Raw genomic sequence first — 20,488 nt, forward strand, 5'->3', positions numbered from 1 at the left:
GAGCTTTGGTGCTTTTTGTTACTTAATTACCGTCCTTTTACACCGTCCCTAAAAGACTTATGACTCAACTAAATCAATTAAGACTTGAACACGGTTATTAATTTTTTTCATTTCTTCAATATTCATCTCTAATTCTCCTAATTTAATTAATTTATTTGCATATTTAAGAGATACAGTAATATGCCTCTTGTTTTCTAAGCACATGAGGTTATCCTGAGCTACAACACCTCGCTTAGTTTCTAGGAGTAATAGTTCTCTGTGTGAGTAATTTAATTTATTAATACCAATCTGATTCTCAACCGTTAATAGAATCGGCAGTTCATATAAAAACTTTATATTTTCTTTTGTATCATGTGCAATTATAAGAATTTTTTTCTCAATATTATTGCTAAAATTAAATTCAATCTTAGAAGATTCTATAATGGTTACCTCCTATAGTTGAAATGAGTCATAGTCTGTATACTAATAATACTCTTCATTAAGTGAGTAAACTGGTCTAAATAAGACTAGTAATTACATTAAATACGGTTTTTAAATAATGAATAGGCATCTTTTTATTTACTATAGTTAAAACTAATAAAAGAATGGGGCCATTTTATTTTCTATTTGATATATAGCGAACTTAGCTGAGTATACTTTCTTTTACTTTACAATTTGTGAAGCTTTAGTTATACTTTTATCGAGAACGACCGGTCGGTCGTTAAAGAGTGTAACGAAGGAGAATTATAATGGAACAAGTATCTTTATTTAAAAATAAAACGTACATGCTGTTATTGATAGCTGGGATTTTTGCAGTTGTAGGATTTAGCATGTTCTTAACAACAACGACTTGGTATGTTGTCACTGAGTTAGGATCACCAGAAATCCTAGGAGTTGTATTGATAGCAGCAACCGTACCTAGATTAATTATGATCACCTTTGGTGGTGTATTAGCGGATAAATACAAAAAAACAACGATAATGTTTGGGACAAACTTGATTCAAGGTATATTGTTGTTTGTTATATATTGGTTAGTGGCAATAGACTCAATGACTCTACTTATGTTGATCATCTTATCTGCATTCTTTGGAATGTTAGATGCATTCTTTGGACCAGCAAGCTCTTCTATGATTCCGAAAGCCGTTCACAAGTCCCAATTACAACAAGCGAATGCATATTTCCAAGGTGTGGATCAAGTTTCTTTTATCGTTGGACCAATTCTTGCAGGTATTATAATGGAGTCTATGGGGGTTGCGGAAAGCTATTTGGTTGCAACCATTCTTGTCTTCATTTCAGCTATATTTGTGTTTCCTCCACTAATTAAAGAAGCAGCCGTCGAGATCACAAGTAAACAAAGTCCATTTAAAGATTTATTAGATGGATTCAAATTTGTACGCTCATCTCAGTTTTTGTTAACGGGCATCCTTGTCTTAATTTCTTTAAACTTCTTTGTGTTTGGAGCTTTACACATATCCATTCCAGTATTAGTGGATATACATGGAGGAAGTCCAATTAACTTAAGTTATATGGAAGTAAGTCTAGGGGTAGGTTTGGTTGTAGGGACATTGATATTAAGCTATAAAAAAATAAACAAAAAAGGCCGTGCCTCACTAATAGGGCTGTTTTCTACCCTAGTGTTTTTTGTTATCTTTAGTTTATCTCCCAATTTGATTATGTTAACAATCATTCTGTTTTTAGTAGGTTTTTCAATGTCATTTGTTTTCATCCCTATTTTTACTGCTGTTCAAGAGACGACAGATATTCGTTTAATGGGCAGAGTAATGAGTCTGATTTTTTTAGCCATGAATGGGTTTGATCCAATTGCGTATGGATTAATCAGTAGTTTAGTTTCAGCAGGTTACGACATCCAGTGGATTTTATTTATATCAGGAGCCTTAGGGTTAATAGTGACATTGGTATTATTCATTAAAGGAAAAGAATTTAAAGCTATATAATTTTTTATCAAAGGAGAGGGTATGGTTTGCACACAAAAGATTTAATAAAGATGCACAGTGTGGAGCTATTTGCACAACTTGGCTATGAAGGAACGTCTATTTCTCAAATTGTAAAAAAGGTAGGAATCAAAAAATCTTCTTTTTATTCTCATTATGAGAATAAAGAAAGCTTGTTAAATGATGTCTTAGAAACGATGACCGAAGATTATATACACTATATAGAAAACTCACTGAATGAGAGAGAGGGAGACAATGTAGAGACAACACTTTACAGATGTTTTTTGAAATATATAGAAGATAATACAGATGAAAATGATCCTTCCAATAAAATTTATAATCAAATCACTCAATACCCACCAGTCGAGAGCAAAGAAAAAATAAAGTCGATGCTAAAGTATTGTTCAGAGAAGGTTGATCGACTTTTTATAGAACTGATTAGGCAGGGACAATGTAACGGTGAAATCAGTAATGAGCTACAAGCAGAGAATATTACATCCAGTTATTTTTCTCTGATAGAAGGATTAAGTTTAAGTTCTAAACTATTTGAAGAAGCACATCTTCAAGTGAAAGGGGCTTGGATTATATTTTGGAGAGGAATTAGATCATGACGAAAACTCTTAATAGTAGACATTGATATGGTGGTTAGACACCTCTTAATGTAAAGTATACTGAAATCAATAAATTATTTTAGATGATAGGGAGGTACGACATTGAAAATTGAACTAGTCACAGAAGAGACGAAAGATTGTTTGAAACTGCCTAACGAAACATTCCAGTTATTTGGTGAACTAGTGGTTACTAAGCCAAATGACAAATGGGAGTATCACGAGAAATATTTTAATGAGCCGAAGGAAAAGGTATTTCCAGAAGAGAACTACTCATTTGAGACAATAAATGAAAATGGTTTTGCGGTTGCCGCATTTGATCAAGATCAATGTGTTGGATTAGCAATATTTGAAACGGGCTGGAATAAATATTGCTATCTAAGTGACCTTAAAGTAAATGCGAATTATCGACGGAGTGGAATTTCAAAAGACATGCTTGATTTCGCAATCACCATAGCCTCAAAAAAGAACTGTAAAGGATTAAGTACCATCGCTCAAGCTTATAACCTTGCTGCAAATAAATTTTATTTGAAGTACGGATTTGAGATTGGTGGGTTAGATACAAGAAATTATGAGTTCACGTCTGAAAGAGGCAATTCTGATATCTATTATTACTTTAACTTTTAAGTCAGTTTTTACATTGAAAGAGGTGCTGCATGAAAAAAATGATTAATGTATTTTATATTGGGTTAGCCCTAATATTCGTAGGCTGTTCTAATAACAGCGAGCCAGTGATCATTTCAAACAGTGAAGAAAATCCGACAGCAGAAGAGATTTTTAAAGGGAATTCAGAAGCTGACATTTTGATGTACAACGGAGTTATATATAATACGAACATTGATTGGGTAGATGAATTAACGTTAACGAAAGGCGATCAAGTGGGAGAAATAAAAGAACAAGCAATGGAAGGAAACTATGATTATTCAAATGAGATGGCAAATAAGTTAACGGTAGGCTCAATTATTTATGAAGCAAAAGAACGAGATGATGTTCTGATTGTAGAAGATAGTGGAGAATCACATTATTATTATGCATTGGTAGAAGGGTAATAAAACAAAAACTCTGAACGCCAACCTACTTAAGAAATAGTGAAACAGCTTTTTGATATTTTTAATAAATGAAATAGTACCACTAGAAGTTAATAACAATATCGTTGGAAATTAAACAGTGAATTATTAATCATGTAAAAATACTTTACCGAGTTGTAAGGTGATTTATAATCTTTTTAATGGGATTAACTACTAAAGAGCTTAAAATGGTGAATGATAAGAACATAAACCAAGTATTTAGATTAAAATATTGATTATTTAATTGACTACTAAAACCGACTGTGATCATATGAATATACTCCATATCATGGTATCCAAAATAATCGAAGTATGCATTTGCTAAGGTATCTCTGTAATTGTCTAACTGATTATATTGATAAAAAATCCCGAGACAAATCTGCGTAATTAAAAGGAGTATTATGATGTTCAGATGCTTTTTATTTATCACTAAATGTCTTAAAAAGTCCGATAGTAGATAAACAATACCAATTAGAATAGGTATTAATATGATAATAAAATATAAGGCTACATTTCCATTTCCAGCGCTAAAAGGTACGGTTGAGCTAGCTGTTAGATGACACAAAAGAAAGATCCCAGCCGTTAAGACATACAAGAGTAATAATATCAGCTTCCTCATACGTACCTCCTGATTTATGACACATATTAGATTATAATAACTCATAGAGGAAAAGATACAAGAAATGTTATTTCTATTTTGGGGATGAGGTTAAACTCGTGGAGGTTCGACATCTTTCAATCACATAGAAGTAAGAATTAGCATCAAGGTTTTCAGAGCTTTGGAGCTTTTTTGTGACTCCTGCAATTGGAGTGGCATCAAGCATAATAGTTTTAAGACTATAAAAGGAGTATATCTAAACATAGATATACTCCTTTTAATGTCCTTCTAGCATTCATCACAATTTATTCGTAGAAGTTTTTATTACTTGTTTTTCTTGATCTAAATAAATATCTAAGAATGTATTATCCTCAAATTTCAAGACGACAGCAGCTTCTGTGATTTCTAGGTCAGAAATGACTTTCCCTTTAAGTTGTTGAAGTGTTACGTTATGTTCGCTTTTATCCATAGTTTTCTCCTCCAATACTTATGGTATGGTGTATTAATTAAATAGTACACTATATCGTAAGCGGAGTAAACATTCTTTCTACATGTTTTCACAACAGCAAACGTTTCAATTAACGTTTAAGAAAAATTTAGGCCTCTTATAAGTTAAGACAAAACTGCAGAGATATTGATATACTAAGAAATTAGTGGATAATTGAACAACAAATTTTGAATTGGTAGAAGAACAGCGGATAAAATTAAAGAGTATGAAAGGTCAGTAGGATTTAGCTATTTTAAGAAATCTTATGACCTTCGTAGAATACAATTTGATTTATTTAGGCATCCTTATCATGCTTAAACCCAAACCTCATACGTAAGGTGGTCATTTATGAATGTTCATATGAAAAACATAGCATTTAATAGCTCTCAGTCTGATAGCCAGAACATTCTAAACGATTCTCGTGTTCCCGCTTTAATCTGGGTTGTTCTAGTTTATTTTTCTGTGATATACACCCAGTTTTCCGTGATTTCTACTTGGTTCGAATTGATTAGTTTTACAGCTTTTATTCTGATACATTCTCTTCTACATTGGTATGCAGGATCCATTGTTGCTAAGGGTCCTTGGATTTATTTCTTGATACAGGGACTTGTTGTCTGGGGGTGCGCCTTTGTTATGCCTAACGCTCACTCAGAAATTTTTGTGAGCCTTTTGACAGCTTTAGCAGGGCAAAGCATTGGCGTCTACTTAAAGAGAATGAAGGTTTTCTTAGTGTGTGCCTTTTACTGTACGTTATTTTCTTTTTCGATTATTTGGTTTGATCCGAACGAGAATGTATTAGCAAACGTGCCATCGCTTTTGTTCATTATGTTTTTTGTTATAGGGTATGCGTCTTTGTTTTATAAACAAGTACGGGCGAAGGTACGAACTCAATTGTTTTTACATGAATTGGAGCAATCACATAGGAAAGTCGAAGAACTAACCATAGCTAACGAACGTCAAAGAATGGCACGTAATTTACATGATACTTTGGCACAAGGTGTGGCCGGGCTCATCATGCAGTTGGATGCGGTGGATGCACAATTAAAAAATGGCAATGAAAAACGTGCCCATGAGATTGTTCAGCGATCAAAAGCGCAAGCAAAACGTACGCTTTCAGAAGCTAGAACGGCAATTGATGACTTACGTTCGTATTCGGCAGAGGAGCTAGATATTTCGAAAGCGGTGAAAATAGAGGCTGAACACTTTCGAAATACAACAGGTATTTCTATTTCTACACAAGTAATGCCTCATCCACCAGAAGTGTCAAAGTTAATTTTTGAACATAGTTTACACATCATCCGAGAATGTTTAGCAAACACAGCTAAACATTCTAATGCATCGAAGGTAGAAGTTTTTATTACATGCGAGAAGAATGTACTTGAACTAAAAGTAACAGATGATGGTTTAGGTTTTGATACTAAGCTAATTGAACAGCAATCAGGTAGCTATGGTTTAATTGGATTATATGAACGCGTTAGAATTCTTGGAGGAGATATGAAAATAAACAGTGGAAAGCAAGGTACAGACGTTTCAGTTCGCATTCCATTACAACAGGAGGAAACTGATTTATGACAATTAATGTTCTTATAGTAGATGATCATTTTGTCGTTCGTGAAGGACTTAAGCTAATTTTGGAGACTAATCCTAAGTATGCAGTAGTTGCAGAAGCCTCTAATGGTGTGGAGGCTGTAAAAATGGCAGAGACTTCTCATCCGGATGTTATCTTATTGGATTTAAATATGCCAGAAATGGACGGATTAGGAGCCATTAATGTGCTTAATGCAAAGGGACTCACTATTCCAGTCATTATCTTGACTACATATAACGAAGATGAAATGATGATTCGTGGACTGGAGTTAGGTGCCAAAGGGTATTTGCTTAAAGATACAGGGAGGGAAATGATATTTCGCTCAATTGATGCAGCAGCACTAGGTGAAACATTGCTCCTACCAGAAATAGCGGAAAAAGTATTTGCGAACAAGATATCAGCACCGGAAAAACAATCTCACTCATCAAAAGTCTCTCTATCAAATAAAGAACTGATTGTACTAAAAGCGATCTCTCGTGGATTTCGAAGTAAAGAAATTGGCTTCGACATGGGTATATCTGAACGTACTGTAAAAACTCATTTAACTAGTATTTATAATAAGTTAGGTGTGAATTCAAGGTCCCAAGCCGTTGCCGTAGCAGTAGAGTATGGCATCTTACAATTATAATTCACATTGATATATATTTGCCCATTCGTACAGCAGGGGATTGCCCTTTTGTACGATTTTTTGTTTTTCAACTTTGTTTATACTAATCGTATAGAAATAAAGAGGAGTGAATGGTTCGTGACAGGATAGCCACCATAATGATCATTATATTTGCAAAATGAATCTACCATAACAACATGATTTACTGGAGGACAACATATGAAAAAACTACTTTTAGTGGGCACTCTGATCATTGTATTAGCTATAATTTTGTATCTCATTTTTGGAAGAGATAACAATTTTACAATTCAAAAAGAATTTCCGAAACCAGTTGGAGAATATACAGTTGGGCGTACACAGATGGATTTCAAACACACAGCATCAGACAACTCAGAAAGGGAAATTACAGCACTATTTTTCTATCCCTCTGATAGCAATGAAGACAAAGAAACAGCAGAATATGCATTCCCAGAGTTTCATTCGTTTAGGGATGAACTAACGACCAGATTAGGAACAGAAGGTGAACAGCTTTTTGAAACAGATTTTAAAACCTGGTCATATGATGATTTGGCTCTATCCGAAAAGGAAAACGAGTATCCCGTTCTATTCTTTAGTCACGGAGCTGGGGCTTACCCACAGCAGGGAACTTTATTTGCCCAAGATTTAGCAAGTGCTGGCTATATTGTGGTGTCGGTTGGGCATGCCGAATCTGGTGTGTCTAAATTCACGGATGGACGAACTGTTGGAATGTCAGAAAGGTTTTTTGAAGATATATCTGACTATGCATCTGAATTCCTTAAAAAGGTTATGCTACAACTTAGTATTACGTCAAAGAAGTTCGATGAAGAGAAAGCGATTGAGACCTCAAGAAAATTGACATCAGCACCAGGGGCAGTAAACTTTTCAAAATATGCTGATCTACAAAGCGAGGACATTAGTTATGTTGCCGATCATTTGTACAAAATGAATACAGGTGACGTTGAATCCATATTTGAAGGTAGACTACAGCTTGATATTGGGATGGGGGTATTTGGCCATTCTTTTGGTGGGACCACAGCTGTACTTGTCAGCCGTGATGATGAGCGATTTATCGGTGGTGTTAATCTTGATGGTAATATGTTAGGCGCTTTAGACAGTGATTTGAAGAAACCTTTTATGCAACTTGGTACCGTGCTTGCCTATAATACGAATGCATTTTTTCTTGAATCGAACAGCGAGAAAACCTATCTTGGCATCGTTGATGATGTGACGCATGGTGATTTTTCAGATTCTTTATTTACGGCTACGGATAAGGACTCAAGAGGAAGTAGGGACGCCTTGGAACAACGCGACATCATTAACTCTTATACGAAGGCTTTTTTTGATAAATATTTATTAAAAGAAGAGTTGGAGATTGAAGCTCTCAATTTTGAAGGTGTTGAGATGATAATAAAGCCTTAATGGCCATTAGAGTCCTCAGGGACGAATATCGTTTTAAATAAGTAGGACCAAGGCTAAAGAGCTTTGGTCCTACTTGTTTTGGGGATATATAAGTTGTTAAAGGAGTCTATTCAGAAGAAATATTAAAGTTTATACGTTATGTAGCTCAGTAGTTTTTTTCATTTCTTTATAATTCTTATGTGTTTCATAAATTGTATAGATGAAAAGTAAGAACAACACTGGGTTTACTAGCCCAGATTGAGATTGGATCCCTTGAAGAACAAAGATGACTATCAATAAAACGAATAAGGATATCGAAATGGAACTTATCCAGAAATGTTCTTTGTTTGTTTTGATTTTTGTCGTAGAGCTGAGAATTGTCTCAACTAAGGAAAGTATAATCATGGATACAACGATAGTAGGAGTGGTAAGTGTATTGAAAATTAGTAAGTTCGGTAAGAAATCTTTAATGACTAATAATAAAAACAAAGAGTAAACAATAATTTGCATAGCAAGTATTACGTTTTTCAATTAGGAACCCCCAATAAAAAGTATGAAAGTGTATAAGTTATTATAGCGAATATACATATATTTGAAAAGGTAGATCGAATGATTTAATGCAGCATTGGATGGTGTATTAAGTAGATCGGAAGCTTAATAAAGAATTAAGATTTAAGAACATAAATATAGTGTAATATGGAAAAAGAGGTAGAAATATGAGGGTGTAATCTTTTTAAAAAGATAAAACATAAGGGGCGACTTGAATGAAATGGTTTGGAATTTTTTTAAGTATATGTGTGATTAGTTTAGCTGCGTTTTTATTTATAACTAAATCCTATTATTTTTACCCTGCTCTTCCGATTGAAAATTTATCTGCACGAACTGTAATTGATACATTCAATAGATCTGATGATGAAGTAGCACAAATAGCAGAATTAGATGATTACATCTGGTATCTAACCGAGAGTAATAAAGAAGAAGGCTTCGGGACATCAGATAAGAATATCAAACAACTGATTCAATCAAGAGGATGGGATTTCAAAGAGAAAGTTGGTTCTGCTTTTTTCTTTGAAAAAGCGAATGAAGAACTAATTATAACGACTCAAATGTGGACTGAGCAATACGTTCTAGTACAGGCGCAGAATAAATTTAAAGAACTATAAAAGAATTAGTGAGGTTTAACTCGTGGCTGTCGAGTCCTCTCAACCGTTATAGTATTTTCAAGGCTTTAGAGCTTTGGTGCTTTCTTTGTTAAAAAAGATCTACAAGTAAATACTCGCACTGAAGTAAATGAACATATAGATAAAACCACACAAAGATCGTTCGATCCGGTGTGGTTTTATCTATGTGTGGTGTATCATGATAAAGATATTTTATTACTAATAGTTAGTACATCCTTTGGATGATGAAGCAATCCTGTTGGAGACACGGCTTCTAGCACATTCATTTTCCCTTCTCCCCACAGTGCTCCATACCCCTCAATTCCAGCATTAAAAGCTGCTAAAATATCTGTAGGTTGATCCCCAATATATAGACAATCCTCAGCTTTTTGATTTAATGTCCTCATTGCTTTTAATAAAGGCTCTGGATCGGGTTTATGATTTGTGCAATCATCTAACCCGACGATGACATCAAAAAATGAAATGAGGTTTGTATTCTGAAGTTCTTGAACAACATATCTTCTATATTTGGATGAAACTATACCCATTTTGATTCCTCTGTTTTTTAATTCGCTTAACATTTCATATACACCAGCATATTCTTCAACTTGGCCATTAATCATTTCGTAATGCTCAAAGAATGATTCAAGAATTATTTCTTCTTGTCCACTAAACCATTCGTTTAATATGCGTGTAATTGGCTTACCAATTAAATAATTTTTTTCTTCAGTTGTAAGAGTACTCTTTCTGAAGCTCTCTATACAGTTGCAACAAGCTTGAATATACCATTTTTCACTATCATGAAGTGTTCCATCTAGATCAAATAAAATTGCTTTCATACTTCCTCCATATTATTAAATAAGTAAATGTTTAAGAGCGTTATCAGTAGTGATAGTAATATTTTTAGGGATATCTTTTATAGAAAACCATTGTACACTTTCCAAGGCTTGCGGTTCCATATTATGTACAGTGCCTCTGGTGATTTCTGCTAGGAAGGTTGGCGCGACATAGTGAATATCCTCTGATTTGATAATATGATTTGTCACACACAAGAGTTCTTTTACGGTGATATCAATATTTAACTCTTCTTTGATTTCACGCACTACTGCATTCTCTATCGTCTCCATGTAATCTACCTTTCCACCGGGTAAACTCCAACAACCAGCTTCAGGTGATCTTTTACGTTTGACTAGCAATATATTTTTATCTTGATCAAGTATTAATGCTCCAACACCAACAGATGGTTTCATGTACCTGTTCCTCCAAATGACATAGTTAAAATTAGTATATCATATAGAAAAAAGATATTAAGATTACGAATTATTCTTAAATAATCAGAGAAGAGAATTCTAGTTATTTCTTTTTCAAGGGCTAAAAAAATAAAAAGTGTAAGCCAAAAAGGGGATGAGAAATCTGTTAATAAAAAAGCGCTATAAATATTAGCGCTTTATTCTTCATTGTACTAAATTTTCTACTACTTATATTTGTATAATGCGTTTTCCACACCCGCCGCCAGCTTCCAAAGAACGATGTGCTTCAGCAATATCGGAGAGTGGGTAAATACTATCGATAATTGGTTTAATATAGCCTGCATCTACATAACCTGCTAATTCCTTTAAAAGCTCGGATTTTGGATTCGCGCTAAACGTTCGTACTCTACGAGAGCCAAAAATGCTTGAGCCTACTATATAAGAGAATGTAGCAAAACTAGGAAAACTAATAGTGACCATCCGTCCATTGTTTGTAAGCAAGCGTCTGTAATGTTTGAGGTCTGTGCCCACGGTGTCCATAATAACATCGAACGTTCCGAGATCAGCAGGGGAGGTTTTCGAGTAATCAAACACTTCATCTGCACCGATGTCCTTTAAAAAATGAAGATGTTTTGCGCTCGCAAGTGCAGTCACATGCGCACCTAACATGCGGCCAATTTGTACAGCTAGACTGCCAACTCCGCCACTTGCACCACGCACAAGCAATCTTTCACCTCTTTTAAGTTCTGTTTTAGTTCGTAATGCAATGATAGCAGTCGCACCAACTCCTGGCAGCGCCGCAGCTTGCAAAAGGTCAATGTTCGTAGGACTCAGGGATAATTGCTCTGGCACTATCGATACATATTCAGCAGCAGTTCCCATTTGGCTTTTTAAGTTCATTGGTAGAAGACCCCACACTTTATCGCCTACTTGAAAACGTGTGACACCTAATCCAATTTCAACGATCTCACCAGAAAAATCAACTCCAGTGCTTTTTGGAAATGTTTTTCCTGTTAACATCTTCAGTTTTCCTGATCGAAACATCGTGTCCATAGGATTTACACTTGTACCATATATACGAATGAGTACCTCCTCTGGTTTTACTGCTGGTTTTGCTATATAACCTTCGTATAAAACATCTGGTGATCCATAGTCGTTGTATTGTGCAGCGCGCATCTTATTTTTACTCGTCGTCATTTAATTACACCTCTCCAGTAAAGCTAGCGTAATGATTTCTATATTTATCAAACCAACCACTCCTTTTATTGTTAAAACCAACAATGACTTGATTTCCTAATTTGATTATAATTAAAGTGATCTAGATAACAAGTACGCATAATAAACTGTCTAAGTAAGAAAAAAATGACCTAGAAAGGAATACATGATGACTAATAATCACGTAAATAAAGAGATAGCTTCAGCCCATTACGCACTAAAAGTTTTATCAGGAAAATGGAACTTACCTATCCTTGCTGCATTGTGCAGTAATAGAATCATTCGGTATAACGAATTAAAGCGACAGGTAATAGGTATTACAGGAACTATGCTTAATCAATCCCTAAAGGAATTGATTGATTATGGAATTGTTCAAAGAGTTCAATATAATGAAGTTCCACCTAAAGTTGAGTATTCATTAACTGAAGTTGGGTTAGAACTTATGCCGATCTACGAACAACTTGATTTATGGGGAGAGAAAAACCTAGAAAGGAAAGGTGACTAAAAAAGTCCTCAATGATTGAGGACTAATAAATTGAACGTTAACAGTGTGATGTAATTGGGAATTTGAAATGACCTTCTAATACGGGACTAGTTGATAGATAAAACAGTGCATCATCATCAGTCTGAACTTTTTCAACGTGTAACCCTTTAATATGATCTGGTTCAAAGTGAAACACAACATGTTCCATTTTCTCGTCTACTACTTTACTTAACACTGTATAAGTGTCTTGTTCTTTAGTTGAGATAATATCAAAAATATGCAATGTACGCTCTTCAAGTTCCATTAAGACAACAGCTTCTAATTCCGAAATGTAGTATATGGATTCAGGAAACACAACTAAATAATAAAACATTAAGAGCTCTTCATTATTCTCTACAATGATTTTACTCTTATTTACGTAGCGATTTATTGCGGTTGTTTCAAGCAAAATGATATCAGAGTCAACGTCTAACTTTCTTATATCAGTTTTCATTGCTATATTCAAATGACTATTATGGATCTTTAAACTATATTCACTTTCATCAACTCGAGAAAACCCGAATCTAGGAAAAAATTCAAGCACAGATTCGTTTGCAAATAGGTAGATAAAATCACAATAGTCCTTTTGAGCATTCATTATCTCAGTCATTAGAATTTTGGATAGACCTTTATTACGGTAACGAACATCAGTCATTACAGTCCCAATTTGAATGGCGTTATATGACACATGATCAATCACAATGTTCATTTTAAAGATTGAAGCATTCGCAATGATATCTCCATTTTGATTAGTTAATGAATAAGGTACATATTTATCGGTCCAGTACCCTTTGTTAAACCACTTACTAAAATCTATTTGAAACGTTGCTTTTGCTAATTGATTAAAGCTGTCTCTAAGCTTTTCATTCTCTCGATAATCGCTTACTAATTTAAAATTCTCCATAATGATTCCCCCTGAAAATACCCATTTATTTTTAACAAAAAGACTTTATGAGAATAAACTCATAAAGTCTTTTTGCGCATGGAAAACTTACTACTACCTTAAAAGGTTTTATAGTTTTAGCATACTTGTCTAATCCCCTTGTTATGTAATAAAAAACATCATAGCATAGAAATTTTTTGGAGTCATTGCTTTTGTAGATAAACGAATGTATAGGAAAAGTTGAGTTTTCTTCTACAACTAAAGATGTAGTATATATCCGACTTTACGAAGTGTTTATGTAACAAGTGCTTTGTTATTCTATTCTAGATCATTAGGTTTAATAGAGAGGTTGAGGTAGTTTGAGTAGGAATTTTATTATTTTTGGAGCAAGTAAAGGCTTGGGAGATGCATTTGTGAAAGGATTGCCTGCTTTTGGAGACACAGTGTGGATCATCTCAAGAAGTAGACCAAATGCCTTAGATTTGAATGACGGAGTTCAGAGAATCTGGTTGGAAGTAGACTTGTCTCAGCAAGATAGAATAGGTTTGGTTAAGGATGCGTTAAAAGACAAAACAATTGATGTGGTTATCTATAATGTAGGCGTATGGGAGAAGAATGGGTTCGAAGATTATTATGACTTTGATCATGATGATCCAAGAGATATAGCTGCTATATTAAACATTAACTTGGTTTCAACAATAACCTTCATTCAAGCATTATTGCCGAATATAAGAAGATCAAAAAGTGGTAAGGTTATCTTGATTGGATCAACGGCTGGATTAGATAATACAAGAAATTCACAGGTTTCTTTTGTAACTTCTAAATATGGACTACGTGGGATAGCAAGTGCTTTAAGAGAACATTTGAGAAAAGATCAGATTGCGGTCACTTGCATTAACCCAGGTGAACTGGCTGCAGAAATTCCATATGAAGATGGGGTCGAGAGGGCGATATCTAAATACGAAGGCACAAGGATTCCCGTTCAAGATATTATCTCAATAGTTAAATGTATAGTGAGTTTGTCGGTTGTTTCATGTGTCAAAGAAATAAATATACCTGCAATAAATGATGAAAACTGTTAACAGGGGTATACCAAGGCTCTAGAGCTTTGGTACTTTATTTTTATTTTTACAAATTAAAGCTAACAAAAAGTATATACGTTGCCAACCACACATAAATAATATACTATTAGGTTGCCGGCAACGAAAATGACTTAGAGAGAACTTGCTGGTATTATCCTATGTTAAAAGAGATGAAGTGAGATTAAGGTGAATCAACCATTTAATATTCCAGATGACACAGCCAGCTTTTCCATTTTTGCATTAGCGCGTTCACATAGAGTTTTGGCTGCACAGTTATTAAGAAAAATTGGGTTGTACCCAGGACAAGAAATTATGCTGATGCAGCTAGGTCAGAAAGATGAACAATCGCAAAATAGCTTAGGAAATAAGTTGAGAATTGATCACTCTACAGTAGCAAAATCAGTTAAACGTTTAGAAGATGCTGGGTTTGTTTTAAGAAAGCGATCAATAAAAGATAAACGAATCACCAATGTGGTGTTAACAGATAAAGGTAAGCAGGCTGTAACAGAGATTGCAGAAGTATGGGAGTTATTAGAGAAGGTTACATTAAAAGATGTTTCGGAAGATGAGTTAAGAAGTTTCATAAGCATTTCTAAAAAAATGACTGTAAACGTAGAACGATTTTTAGATGCTCAGGATGAAGAACTCTATTGAAATACAAAGGAGAGATACTAACATGGGTAAAATGAATGCTATAACAATTTCGAATTATGGTGGACCAGAAGTGATGGAGTTAGCTAGGATTGACACGCCAGAACCTCAATCTGGACAAGTTCTTGTACAAATAAAATATGCTTCAGTCATTCCTCTAGATTTTAAAATTCGTAATGGATGGTTAAAGGATGTGTTTCCTAGTTCTTTTCCATATACACCTGGCGCCTCTATGGCAGGTGAAATTATAGCTGTAGCATCAAATGTAACAGAGTTCCAACTAGGAGATCGTGTATTTGGGAATGTAAAAGGTTCGTATGCAGAGTATGCTTTAGCAGAAGCAAGTCAATTAGTAAAAATGCCAGATATCCTTAGTTTTGAGGAGGCAGCAACCATTAAAGGCGGAGCAGAATCTGCTTGGAAGGCGTTATTCACAGAAGGGAATTTAGAAAAAGATCAAACGGTTCTTATTTATTCATGCCGCAGCTGGTGGTGTTGGCCAGTATGCTGTTCAATTGGCTAAGTGGAAAGGGGCTACGGTAATAGGAACAGCATCCACTAAGAATATTGACTTCATAAAAGACTTAGGTGTAGATCAAGCGATTGATTATACAACAACAGCTTTTGAAAAAGTAGTAAATAAAGTAGATCTGGTTATAGATTTAGTGGGTGGAGAGACCGAGGATCAATCATGGGCTCTGTTAAAAGAAAACGGGATTTTTGTTTCTCTCGTAAAAAAACCTTCACAAAAGAAAGCGGATCTCCATCATGTAACTGCTAAATTCAACTCCAAATATCCTACTCAAAACGATTTAGAAACTATTGCTGAATTAATAGCGAATAAGACCTTACAAACTGAAATCGATAGTATTTTCGATTTAAACGATGCATCAGAGGCCTTAAAAAGAAGTGAAAAAAGAAGAGGAAGAGGACGAATTCTTCTGAGAACACAAAGCGACTAATACAAAAAAATTGCTTTATTCGCTGAAAAGGAATGAACCAAAATGAAAAATAGACAGGAAGCTATAGATTACTGTATGCAATACGACAATGTGTATGAAGATCAACCATTTAAAGATGATAACTGGACATTAATCAGGCATAAAAACAATGAAAAAACATTCGCATGGATCTTCGAAAGAGAAAATAAGATCTGGATAAACGTGAAATGCGAGCCTGGCATGATTAATCAATGGCGTAGTGAATACGAGTCGATTGTACCTGCTTTTCATTTAAATAAAGAGCATTGGAACTCTATTATTTTGGATGGATCGATTTCTAAAAAAGATATGAGTCATTTAATCAGCACAAGCTATAACTTAACAAAAAAATGATATAAGCCATTAATGATATGATGAGTTTCATAAGGGTACACTAACCTTTAAGTAAGTACCCCAAAAAAATGTGCGTACTTATATTACCTTTAAACCCTAACTATAATAAAAGTAGGTTTAAAGGAGGATGAAAGATGAAAACATTAGTTATAATTGGTCACCCAGATATTGAGTCTTCTATCGTAAATAGAAGGTGGATAGAGGAAATGAAGTTGCATCCTGATTTATTTACAATACATGAATTGGCAAAAGAATATCCAGATGGTGTAATTGATAGGGAAATCGAACAATCACTTATCTCATCTCATGGAAATCTAGTATTACAGTTCCCGATGTATTGGTTTAATTGTCCACCTATCCTTAAAAAGTGGTTAGATGAAGTGTTAACAGAGGGTTGGGCATTTGGAAAAGCAGGGAATAACATCAAAGGTCGAAAAATGGCATTAGGCGTTACGACAGGCGGTAAAGGGATCGACTATGATAAGGCAGGAAGATACCAATATAATTTAGAAGAACTTCTAGCACCGTTTGAAATAACAGCAAAATACTGTAAAGCAGATTATCAATCTTTCTTTGCATTTTATGGTGCAGATTTTAGTACTCAAGATGAGATAGATAAAAGCGCTAAAGATTATGTGGATTTTCTAAAAGAATTAATCTGAACATAGAATAAGAAGCAACGGCTATTCGTTGCTTCTTATTTATTTTGGTTCTCTCCCCATTCACACATCGAATCTAGTACTGGTATTAATGAGAGACCGCGTTCAGTTAATGAATATTCAACTTTAGGAGGAATTTGGGGGAATTCAACTCTGTTTATTAATCCATCTTTTTCTAAATCCTTCAACATAAGACTAAGTGATTTAAATGAAATGGTTCCAATTTTACGTTTTAATTCGTTGTGCCTAATCGTATGGTGTTCATGGAGCAAATATAAAATGATCATTTTGTACTTTCCACTTATTAGGGACAGTGTTAATCCAAATCCAGTGCTTTTTACATCCATGTTCTCTGGAAAAGCTTCCTCCAATTTTAATTCCTCCTATCCTAATTCTAGAATGAGTAACAGCTAACATATTAAATCTCGAACAGTATAAATTTATTTTATCACTAATGAAGCTCTAAGTAATATTGATAGCTCAGACTTTTAGAATTTTAATACTATGTACTAGATGCTGTCGAAATTTAGAGAATGAATAATATAGAATAATAAATTAGAAAATGATAAATTCGAATAGATTGATTATTGGAGGACATCTGTTCCGCAATAATCGCTAAAATGAAAAGGTATGAACAAAAATGACAGCGCTATCAAAACTAATTTTTGAGGAGTGTTTTTGGTGAATCAACAGGTACCTGGCAAGAGCATTGAATTGGGCGTCTGCTATTACCCGGAGCAGTGGGATGAATCAATATGGGCAGATGATTATAAACGAATGGTAGAGATGGGTTTTACCTATGTGCGTATAGGGGAATTTGCTTGGAGTGTTTTTGAACCGGTCCAAGGAACCTTTTCATTTGATCTTTTTGATCGCGCTATTTCATTGGCAGAGGAAAGTGGCCTAAAGGTCATCATGTCTACTCCTACAGCGACTCCTCCTGCGTGGCTGACACACAATCATCCTGAGGTCTTGAATGTGTCGAAGGATGGGACTACGCATCACCACGGTCTGAGGGGACATTATAATTATAATTCGTCTACCTATCGAGAATTCACTAAGATCATCGTCGAAAAACTTACAAAGCATTATGCAAATCACTCGGCTATATGTGGCTGGCAAATTGGTAACGAATTTAACTGTGAGTCCAATGTTTATTACTCTGATGCTGACCATGATGCTTTTAGAGAATGGGCCAAAGAAAAATATGGAACATTAGATCAGTTAAATGAAGCATGGGGTACCGTCTTCTGGAATCAGACGTACTCTGACTGGGAACAGGTTTTTTTGCCAAGAGTGACTCCGGCCGATTCAGACAATCCTCATCATGCATTAGACGAAAAACGTTTTGTCTCTGATAGTACCATTCGTTACGCTAAACTGCAGGCTGATATTATTCGGGAACATGCACCCAATCATTGGGTGACAACAAACGGAAAGTTTGGTCATTTGAATCATCATCAATTAACAAATGAGTTACTCGATTTTTATGCGTATGATTCGTATCCTAACTTTGGATTTGTCTTTCCAGAAGGAGGCGATGATCCGCTTTTTGATCGCAAATGGAGCTGGAACCTTAGTACCGTAAGAGATATTAGTAGTCAGTTTGCTATATTCGAACAGCAGAGTGGGCCAGGAGGCTGGGTTAATCGGTTAGAGCAGCCCACACCTAAGCCGGGTCAAATTAAATTGTGGACGTACCAATCCATTGCGCATGGTGCAGATATGGTTCTGTACTTCCGCTGGCGCACGGCCATCAAAGGAACAGAAATGTATTGGCACGGATTAAACAATTATGATAATAAGCCAAACCGAAGAGTAAAAGAAGCGGCAAAGATTGGTGAAGAACTTAAACGGGTTGGGGAAACCCTATTCGGAACAGATTACTTAGCGGAAGCTGCCATTTTACATGATTATGACAACGAATGGGATGGAGAGCTTGATACATGGCATGGTCCATTTACAGGTAAAAGTATTCGATCTTGGTTTAAAGCGTTTCAATATCAACATATTCCTGTAGATTGTTTCACCATAGATGACGATACGACGCTAGATCAACTCATAACCTACAAAGTTCTTGTCTATCCGCATGCGGCTATTATGACCCCAAAACGAGCTAAGTTATTAGAGCAATATAGCGAGCAAGGAGGAACACTCATTCTTGGGAGTCGCTCAGGCTATAAAAACGAATATGGCCATGCTTATATGAAGTCATTTCCAGGATTGCTCTCAGATCTAGCTGGCGTCGAAGTTAGTGATTTCACTAGAATTAATCAATATGACGACAACCCACTTCTTGAGTGGGGAGAACATACTCTGAAGGCAGAAACATTTAATGAGGTCCTAACGATCTTACGTGAAAAAACAACTGTACTTGCGACTTATCAAAATAGCTATTATGCTAATGAGCCTGCCCTAGTCAAAACCAGCTTCGGAAAAGGTACATGCTACTATTTTGGCGGTGTCTTCAACGACCAACTTGCAAGCCTTTTATTAATGGATACAGGGTTACAGACAAGATCAGAGCTGACTCTCCCTAAAACAATTGAGCTTGCTATAAGAGCCAGTAAGGACAAGGAATATTTCTTTTTACTTAACTACAGCGGAGAGGAGCAAACCATCACTCTGAATGAACCGATGAATGAGCTTTTATCTGAGGTAACTCTCCAAAGCACGGGTACGATCGAGCCTTATGGAGTCATGATACTTACTAAAGTTTAACGCGATTTTTAAAAGATAATGTGTTAAAACAAGGGTATTAACTTACCCTTGTTTTTTTGTGCCAAATAATTCATGATACTAAAAGTTCTATAGAGCTTTAAAATAGCAACAACTTAATATACTGTAATATGATAATGTAAATTAAACGTTTCCGGCTCTTGAAAGCGTAAATTACGTCATAAGAATTTTAGGTTATAATAGGTATAGATTCACAATATAAATAGTTCGTTTTTAAAAAGGGTGATCTTATGAATAACGAGTCTCAATACGACTTCTTAAATAATTGGTTAGAAGTAACCTCAATAAAAGATAAAATTTCAAATGAGTTGGAGTCTGCACTAAAAAAGAATAACGATATTTCACTTAAAGAATTTTATGTCATGTACTATCTATCACAAGAAAGTGATCGCAAGCTACGATTACAACAGCTTCAAGAATTAATTGGTCTTAGTCAGAGTGCCATGTCTCGACTTGTAGGAAGGTTAGAAGCTAAAACCTGTGGTGCATTGGAGAGAACGACTTGCGAAGATGACAAACGAGGAATATACACGTCCCTCACGTCATTAGGAGAGAGTAAATTTGAACGTGCTTTAAACACGTTTAATTCGGTTATACATGATTTGGATTTAAATGAGAAGGATAACAGTGTAATCTTTAGTGTCTTAAAGAATACAAATGAACGAAATTAAGGTAGAGAGTCTATTT

At 35.1% G+C, this 20,488-nt stretch carries 24 protein-coding genes; 17 read left to right on the top strand and 7 right to left on the bottom strand.

Going from position 1 to position 20,488, the window contains the following annotated elements:
- Nucleotides 1–728 precede the first annotated feature (728 nt).
- The 4 genes from J2S05_RS16815 to J2S05_RS16830 all read left to right on the top strand — a co-directional run bounded on the left by J2S05_RS16815 (nucleotide 729) and on the right by J2S05_RS16830 (nucleotide 3,588).
- Nucleotides 729–1,934, top strand: a complete 1,206-nt coding sequence (locus J2S05_RS16815; protein WP_306984836.1) for an MFS transporter — start codon at nucleotides 729–731, stop codon at nucleotides 1,932–1,934.
- 26 nt (nucleotides 1,935–1,960) lie between these two features.
- A complete protein-coding gene (locus J2S05_RS16820) occupies nucleotides 1,961–2,542 on the top strand; it encodes a TetR/AcrR family transcriptional regulator (RefSeq protein ID WP_306984837.1) in 582 nt (193 codons plus the stop codon).
- Nucleotides 2,543–2,644: 102 nt separating this feature from the next.
- Nucleotides 2,645–3,166, top strand: a complete 522-nt coding sequence (locus tag J2S05_RS16825; RefSeq protein WP_306984838.1) for a GNAT family N-acetyltransferase — start codon at nucleotides 2,645–2,647, stop codon at nucleotides 3,164–3,166.
- A gap of 29 nt (nucleotides 3,167–3,195) precedes the next feature.
- Nucleotides 3,196–3,588: a hypothetical protein gene (locus J2S05_RS16830; protein ID WP_306984839.1), complete on the top strand. Its 393-nt coding sequence runs from the start codon at nucleotides 3,196–3,198 to the stop codon at nucleotides 3,586–3,588.
- 145 nt (nucleotides 3,589–3,733) lie between these two features.
- Here J2S05_RS16830 and J2S05_RS16835 read toward each other — a convergent pair whose 3' ends face one another.
- Both J2S05_RS16835 and J2S05_RS16840 read right to left on the bottom strand, forming a co-directional pair.
- The gene (locus J2S05_RS16835; protein WP_306984840.1) at nucleotides 3,734–4,225 is read right to left on the bottom strand and encodes a hypothetical protein; all 492 of its coding nucleotides are present in this window, start codon (nucleotides 4,223–4,225) and stop codon (nucleotides 3,734–3,736) included.
- A 277-nt stretch (nucleotides 4,226–4,502) separates the two neighbouring features.
- Nucleotides 4,503–4,673, bottom strand: coding sequence for a hypothetical protein (locus tag J2S05_RS16840; RefSeq protein ID WP_306984841.1), 171 nt, complete (start codon nucleotides 4,671–4,673; stop codon nucleotides 4,503–4,505).
- 366 nt (nucleotides 4,674–5,039) lie between these two features.
- On the opposite strand from J2S05_RS16840, the gene J2S05_RS16845 reads away from it, so the two are divergent.
- The 4 genes from J2S05_RS16845 to J2S05_RS16860 all read left to right on the top strand — a co-directional run bounded on the left by J2S05_RS16845 (nucleotide 5,040) and on the right by J2S05_RS16860 (nucleotide 9,468).
- Entirely contained in the window at nucleotides 5,040–6,263 is a 1,224-nt protein-coding gene (locus J2S05_RS16845; protein ID WP_306984843.1) for a sensor histidine kinase, read from the top strand.
- Nucleotides 6,260–6,907, top strand: a complete 648-nt coding sequence (locus J2S05_RS16850) for a response regulator (protein ID WP_306984845.1) — start codon at nucleotides 6,260–6,262, stop codon at nucleotides 6,905–6,907. Before J2S05_RS16845 ends, J2S05_RS16850 begins: the two co-directional genes overlap by 4 nt.
- A gap of 198 nt (nucleotides 6,908–7,105) precedes the next feature.
- Nucleotides 7,106–8,326 (top strand): alpha/beta hydrolase family protein, encoded by a 1,221-nt coding sequence (locus J2S05_RS16855; protein WP_306984847.1) that lies wholly within the window; start codon nucleotides 7,106–7,108, stop codon nucleotides 8,324–8,326.
- Between the two features lie 743 nt (nucleotides 8,327–9,069).
- The gene (locus tag J2S05_RS16860) at nucleotides 9,070–9,468 is read left to right on the top strand and encodes a hypothetical protein (RefSeq protein ID WP_306984849.1); all 399 of its coding nucleotides are present in this window, start codon (nucleotides 9,070–9,072) and stop codon (nucleotides 9,466–9,468) included.
- A gap of 194 nt (nucleotides 9,469–9,662) precedes the next feature.
- Here J2S05_RS16860 and J2S05_RS16865 read toward each other — a convergent pair whose 3' ends face one another.
- The 3 genes from J2S05_RS16865 to J2S05_RS16875 all read right to left on the bottom strand — a co-directional run bounded on the left by J2S05_RS16865 (nucleotide 9,663) and on the right by J2S05_RS16875 (nucleotide 11,912).
- The gene (locus J2S05_RS16865) at nucleotides 9,663–10,304 is read right to left on the bottom strand and encodes an HAD family hydrolase (protein WP_306984851.1); all 642 of its coding nucleotides are present in this window, start codon (nucleotides 10,302–10,304) and stop codon (nucleotides 9,663–9,665) included.
- A gap of 15 nt (nucleotides 10,305–10,319) precedes the next feature.
- On the bottom strand, nucleotides 10,320–10,715 hold the full coding sequence (locus J2S05_RS16870) for an NUDIX domain-containing protein (RefSeq protein WP_306984853.1): 396 nt from the start codon (nucleotides 10,713–10,715) through the stop codon (nucleotides 10,320–10,322).
- Nucleotides 10,716–10,943: 228 nt separating this feature from the next.
- Nucleotides 10,944–11,912 (bottom strand): NAD(P)-dependent alcohol dehydrogenase, encoded by a 969-nt coding sequence (locus J2S05_RS16875; protein WP_306984855.1) that lies wholly within the window; start codon nucleotides 11,910–11,912, stop codon nucleotides 10,944–10,946.
- A gap of 187 nt (nucleotides 11,913–12,099) precedes the next feature.
- Between J2S05_RS16875 and J2S05_RS16880 the strand changes: the two genes are divergently transcribed.
- On the top strand, nucleotides 12,100–12,435 hold the full coding sequence (locus J2S05_RS16880) for a winged helix-turn-helix transcriptional regulator (RefSeq protein WP_306985217.1): 336 nt from the start codon (nucleotides 12,100–12,102) through the stop codon (nucleotides 12,433–12,435).
- 37 nt (nucleotides 12,436–12,472) lie between these two features.
- On the opposite strand, the gene J2S05_RS16885 is transcribed toward J2S05_RS16880, so the two are convergent.
- The gene (locus tag J2S05_RS16885) at nucleotides 12,473–13,357 is read right to left on the bottom strand and encodes a GNAT family N-acetyltransferase (RefSeq protein ID WP_306984857.1); all 885 of its coding nucleotides are present in this window, start codon (nucleotides 13,355–13,357) and stop codon (nucleotides 12,473–12,475) included.
- A 338-nt stretch (nucleotides 13,358–13,695) separates the two neighbouring features.
- Here J2S05_RS16885 and J2S05_RS16890 point away from each other — a divergent pair, with 338 nt between their 5' ends.
- The 6 genes from J2S05_RS16890 to J2S05_RS16915 all read left to right on the top strand — a co-directional run bounded on the left by J2S05_RS16890 (nucleotide 13,696) and on the right by J2S05_RS16915 (nucleotide 17,065).
- Complete coding sequence (locus tag J2S05_RS16890) at nucleotides 13,696–14,418, top strand: SDR family NAD(P)-dependent oxidoreductase (RefSeq protein WP_306984859.1); 723 nt, start codon at nucleotides 13,696–13,698, stop codon at nucleotides 14,416–14,418.
- A gap of 186 nt (nucleotides 14,419–14,604) precedes the next feature.
- The gene (locus J2S05_RS16895) at nucleotides 14,605–15,072 is read left to right on the top strand and encodes a MarR family winged helix-turn-helix transcriptional regulator (protein ID WP_306984861.1); all 468 of its coding nucleotides are present in this window, start codon (nucleotides 14,605–14,607) and stop codon (nucleotides 15,070–15,072) included.
- A gap of 22 nt (nucleotides 15,073–15,094) precedes the next feature.
- The gene (locus J2S05_RS16900) at nucleotides 15,095–15,592 is read left to right on the top strand and encodes an NADP-dependent oxidoreductase (protein ID WP_306984863.1); all 498 of its coding nucleotides are present in this window, start codon (nucleotides 15,095–15,097) and stop codon (nucleotides 15,590–15,592) included.
- Nucleotides 15,585–16,031: a zinc-binding dehydrogenase gene (locus tag J2S05_RS16905; RefSeq protein WP_306984865.1), complete on the top strand. Its 447-nt coding sequence runs from the start codon at nucleotides 15,585–15,587 to the stop codon at nucleotides 16,029–16,031. Before J2S05_RS16900 ends, J2S05_RS16905 begins: the two co-directional genes overlap by 8 nt.
- Before the next feature lie 42 nt (nucleotides 16,032–16,073).
- Nucleotides 16,074–16,403, top strand: a complete 330-nt coding sequence (locus J2S05_RS16910) for an MmcQ/YjbR family DNA-binding protein (RefSeq protein WP_306984867.1) — start codon at nucleotides 16,074–16,076, stop codon at nucleotides 16,401–16,403.
- 134 nt (nucleotides 16,404–16,537) lie between these two features.
- On the top strand, nucleotides 16,538–17,065 hold the full coding sequence (locus tag J2S05_RS16915) for an NAD(P)H-dependent oxidoreductase (RefSeq protein WP_306984869.1): 528 nt from the start codon (nucleotides 16,538–16,540) through the stop codon (nucleotides 17,063–17,065).
- A gap of 35 nt (nucleotides 17,066–17,100) precedes the next feature.
- On the opposite strand, the gene J2S05_RS16920 is transcribed toward J2S05_RS16915, so the two are convergent.
- The gene (locus J2S05_RS16920) at nucleotides 17,101–17,409 is read right to left on the bottom strand and encodes a winged helix-turn-helix transcriptional regulator (protein ID WP_306985219.1); all 309 of its coding nucleotides are present in this window, start codon (nucleotides 17,407–17,409) and stop codon (nucleotides 17,101–17,103) included.
- Nucleotides 17,410–17,743: 334 nt separating this feature from the next.
- Between J2S05_RS16920 and J2S05_RS16925 the strand changes: the two genes are divergently transcribed.
- Entirely contained in the window at nucleotides 17,744–19,783 is a 2,040-nt protein-coding gene (locus J2S05_RS16925; protein ID WP_306984871.1) for a beta-galactosidase, read from the top strand.
- Nucleotides 19,784–20,031: 248 nt separating this feature from the next.
- Nucleotides 20,032–20,472: a MarR family winged helix-turn-helix transcriptional regulator gene (locus tag J2S05_RS16930; protein ID WP_306984872.1), complete on the top strand. Its 441-nt coding sequence runs from the start codon at nucleotides 20,032–20,034 to the stop codon at nucleotides 20,470–20,472.
- Nucleotides 20,473–20,488 lie beyond the last annotated feature (16 nt).

The organism is Alkalicoccobacillus murimartini, assembly GCF_030813245.1.
Classification (GTDB): domain Bacteria; phylum Bacillota; class Bacilli; order Bacillales; family Bacillaceae_D; genus Alkalicoccobacillus; species Alkalicoccobacillus murimartini.

Excerpts from the sequence above, each read along its gene's own strand:
- J2S05_RS16815 (WP_306984836.1), top strand. The coding sequence starts at position 729 with ATGGAACAAGTATCTTTATTTAAAAATAAAACGTACATGCTGTTATTG.
- J2S05_RS16830 (WP_306984839.1), top strand. The coding sequence starts at position 3,196 with ATGAAAAAAATGATTAATGTATTTTATATTGGGTTAGCCCTAATATTC.
- J2S05_RS16835 (WP_306984840.1), bottom strand. The coding sequence starts at position 4,225 with ATGAGGAAGCTGATATTATTACTCTTGTATGTCTTAACGGCTGGGATC.
- J2S05_RS16840 (WP_306984841.1), bottom strand. The coding sequence starts at position 4,673 with ATGGATAAAAGCGAACATAACGTAACACTTCAACAACTTAAAGGGAAA.
- J2S05_RS16845 (WP_306984843.1), top strand. The coding sequence starts at position 5,040 with ATGAATGTTCATATGAAAAACATAGCATTTAATAGCTCTCAGTCTGAT.
- J2S05_RS16850 (WP_306984845.1), top strand. The coding sequence starts at position 6,260 with ATGACAATTAATGTTCTTATAGTAGATGATCATTTTGTCGTTCGTGAA.
- J2S05_RS16855 (WP_306984847.1), top strand. The coding sequence starts at position 7,106 with ATGAAAAAACTACTTTTAGTGGGCACTCTGATCATTGTATTAGCTATA.
- J2S05_RS16860 (WP_306984849.1), top strand. The coding sequence starts at position 9,070 with ATGAAATGGTTTGGAATTTTTTTAAGTATATGTGTGATTAGTTTAGCT.
- J2S05_RS16865 (WP_306984851.1), bottom strand. The coding sequence starts at position 10,304 with ATGAAAGCAATTTTATTTGATCTAGATGGAACACTTCATGATAGTGAA.
- J2S05_RS16870 (WP_306984853.1), bottom strand. The coding sequence starts at position 10,715 with ATGAAACCATCTGTTGGTGTTGGAGCATTAATACTTGATCAAGATAAA.
- J2S05_RS16875 (WP_306984855.1), bottom strand. The coding sequence starts at position 11,912 with ATGACGACGAGTAAAAATAAGATGCGCGCTGCACAATACAACGACTAT.
- J2S05_RS16880 (WP_306985217.1), top strand. The coding sequence starts at position 12,100 with ATGACTAATAATCACGTAAATAAAGAGATAGCTTCAGCCCATTACGCA.
- J2S05_RS16885 (WP_306984857.1), bottom strand. The coding sequence starts at position 13,357 with ATGGAGAATTTTAAATTAGTAAGCGATTATCGAGAGAATGAAAAGCTT.
- J2S05_RS16900 (WP_306984863.1), top strand. The coding sequence starts at position 15,095 with ATGGGTAAAATGAATGCTATAACAATTTCGAATTATGGTGGACCAGAA.
- J2S05_RS16910 (WP_306984867.1), top strand. The coding sequence starts at position 16,074 with ATGAAAAATAGACAGGAAGCTATAGATTACTGTATGCAATACGACAAT.
- J2S05_RS16915 (WP_306984869.1), top strand. The coding sequence starts at position 16,538 with ATGAAAACATTAGTTATAATTGGTCACCCAGATATTGAGTCTTCTATC.
- J2S05_RS16920 (WP_306985219.1), bottom strand. The coding sequence starts at position 17,409 with ATGGATGTAAAAAGCACTGGATTTGGATTAACACTGTCCCTAATAAGT.
- J2S05_RS16930 (WP_306984872.1), top strand. The coding sequence starts at position 20,032 with ATGAATAACGAGTCTCAATACGACTTCTTAAATAATTGGTTAGAAGTA.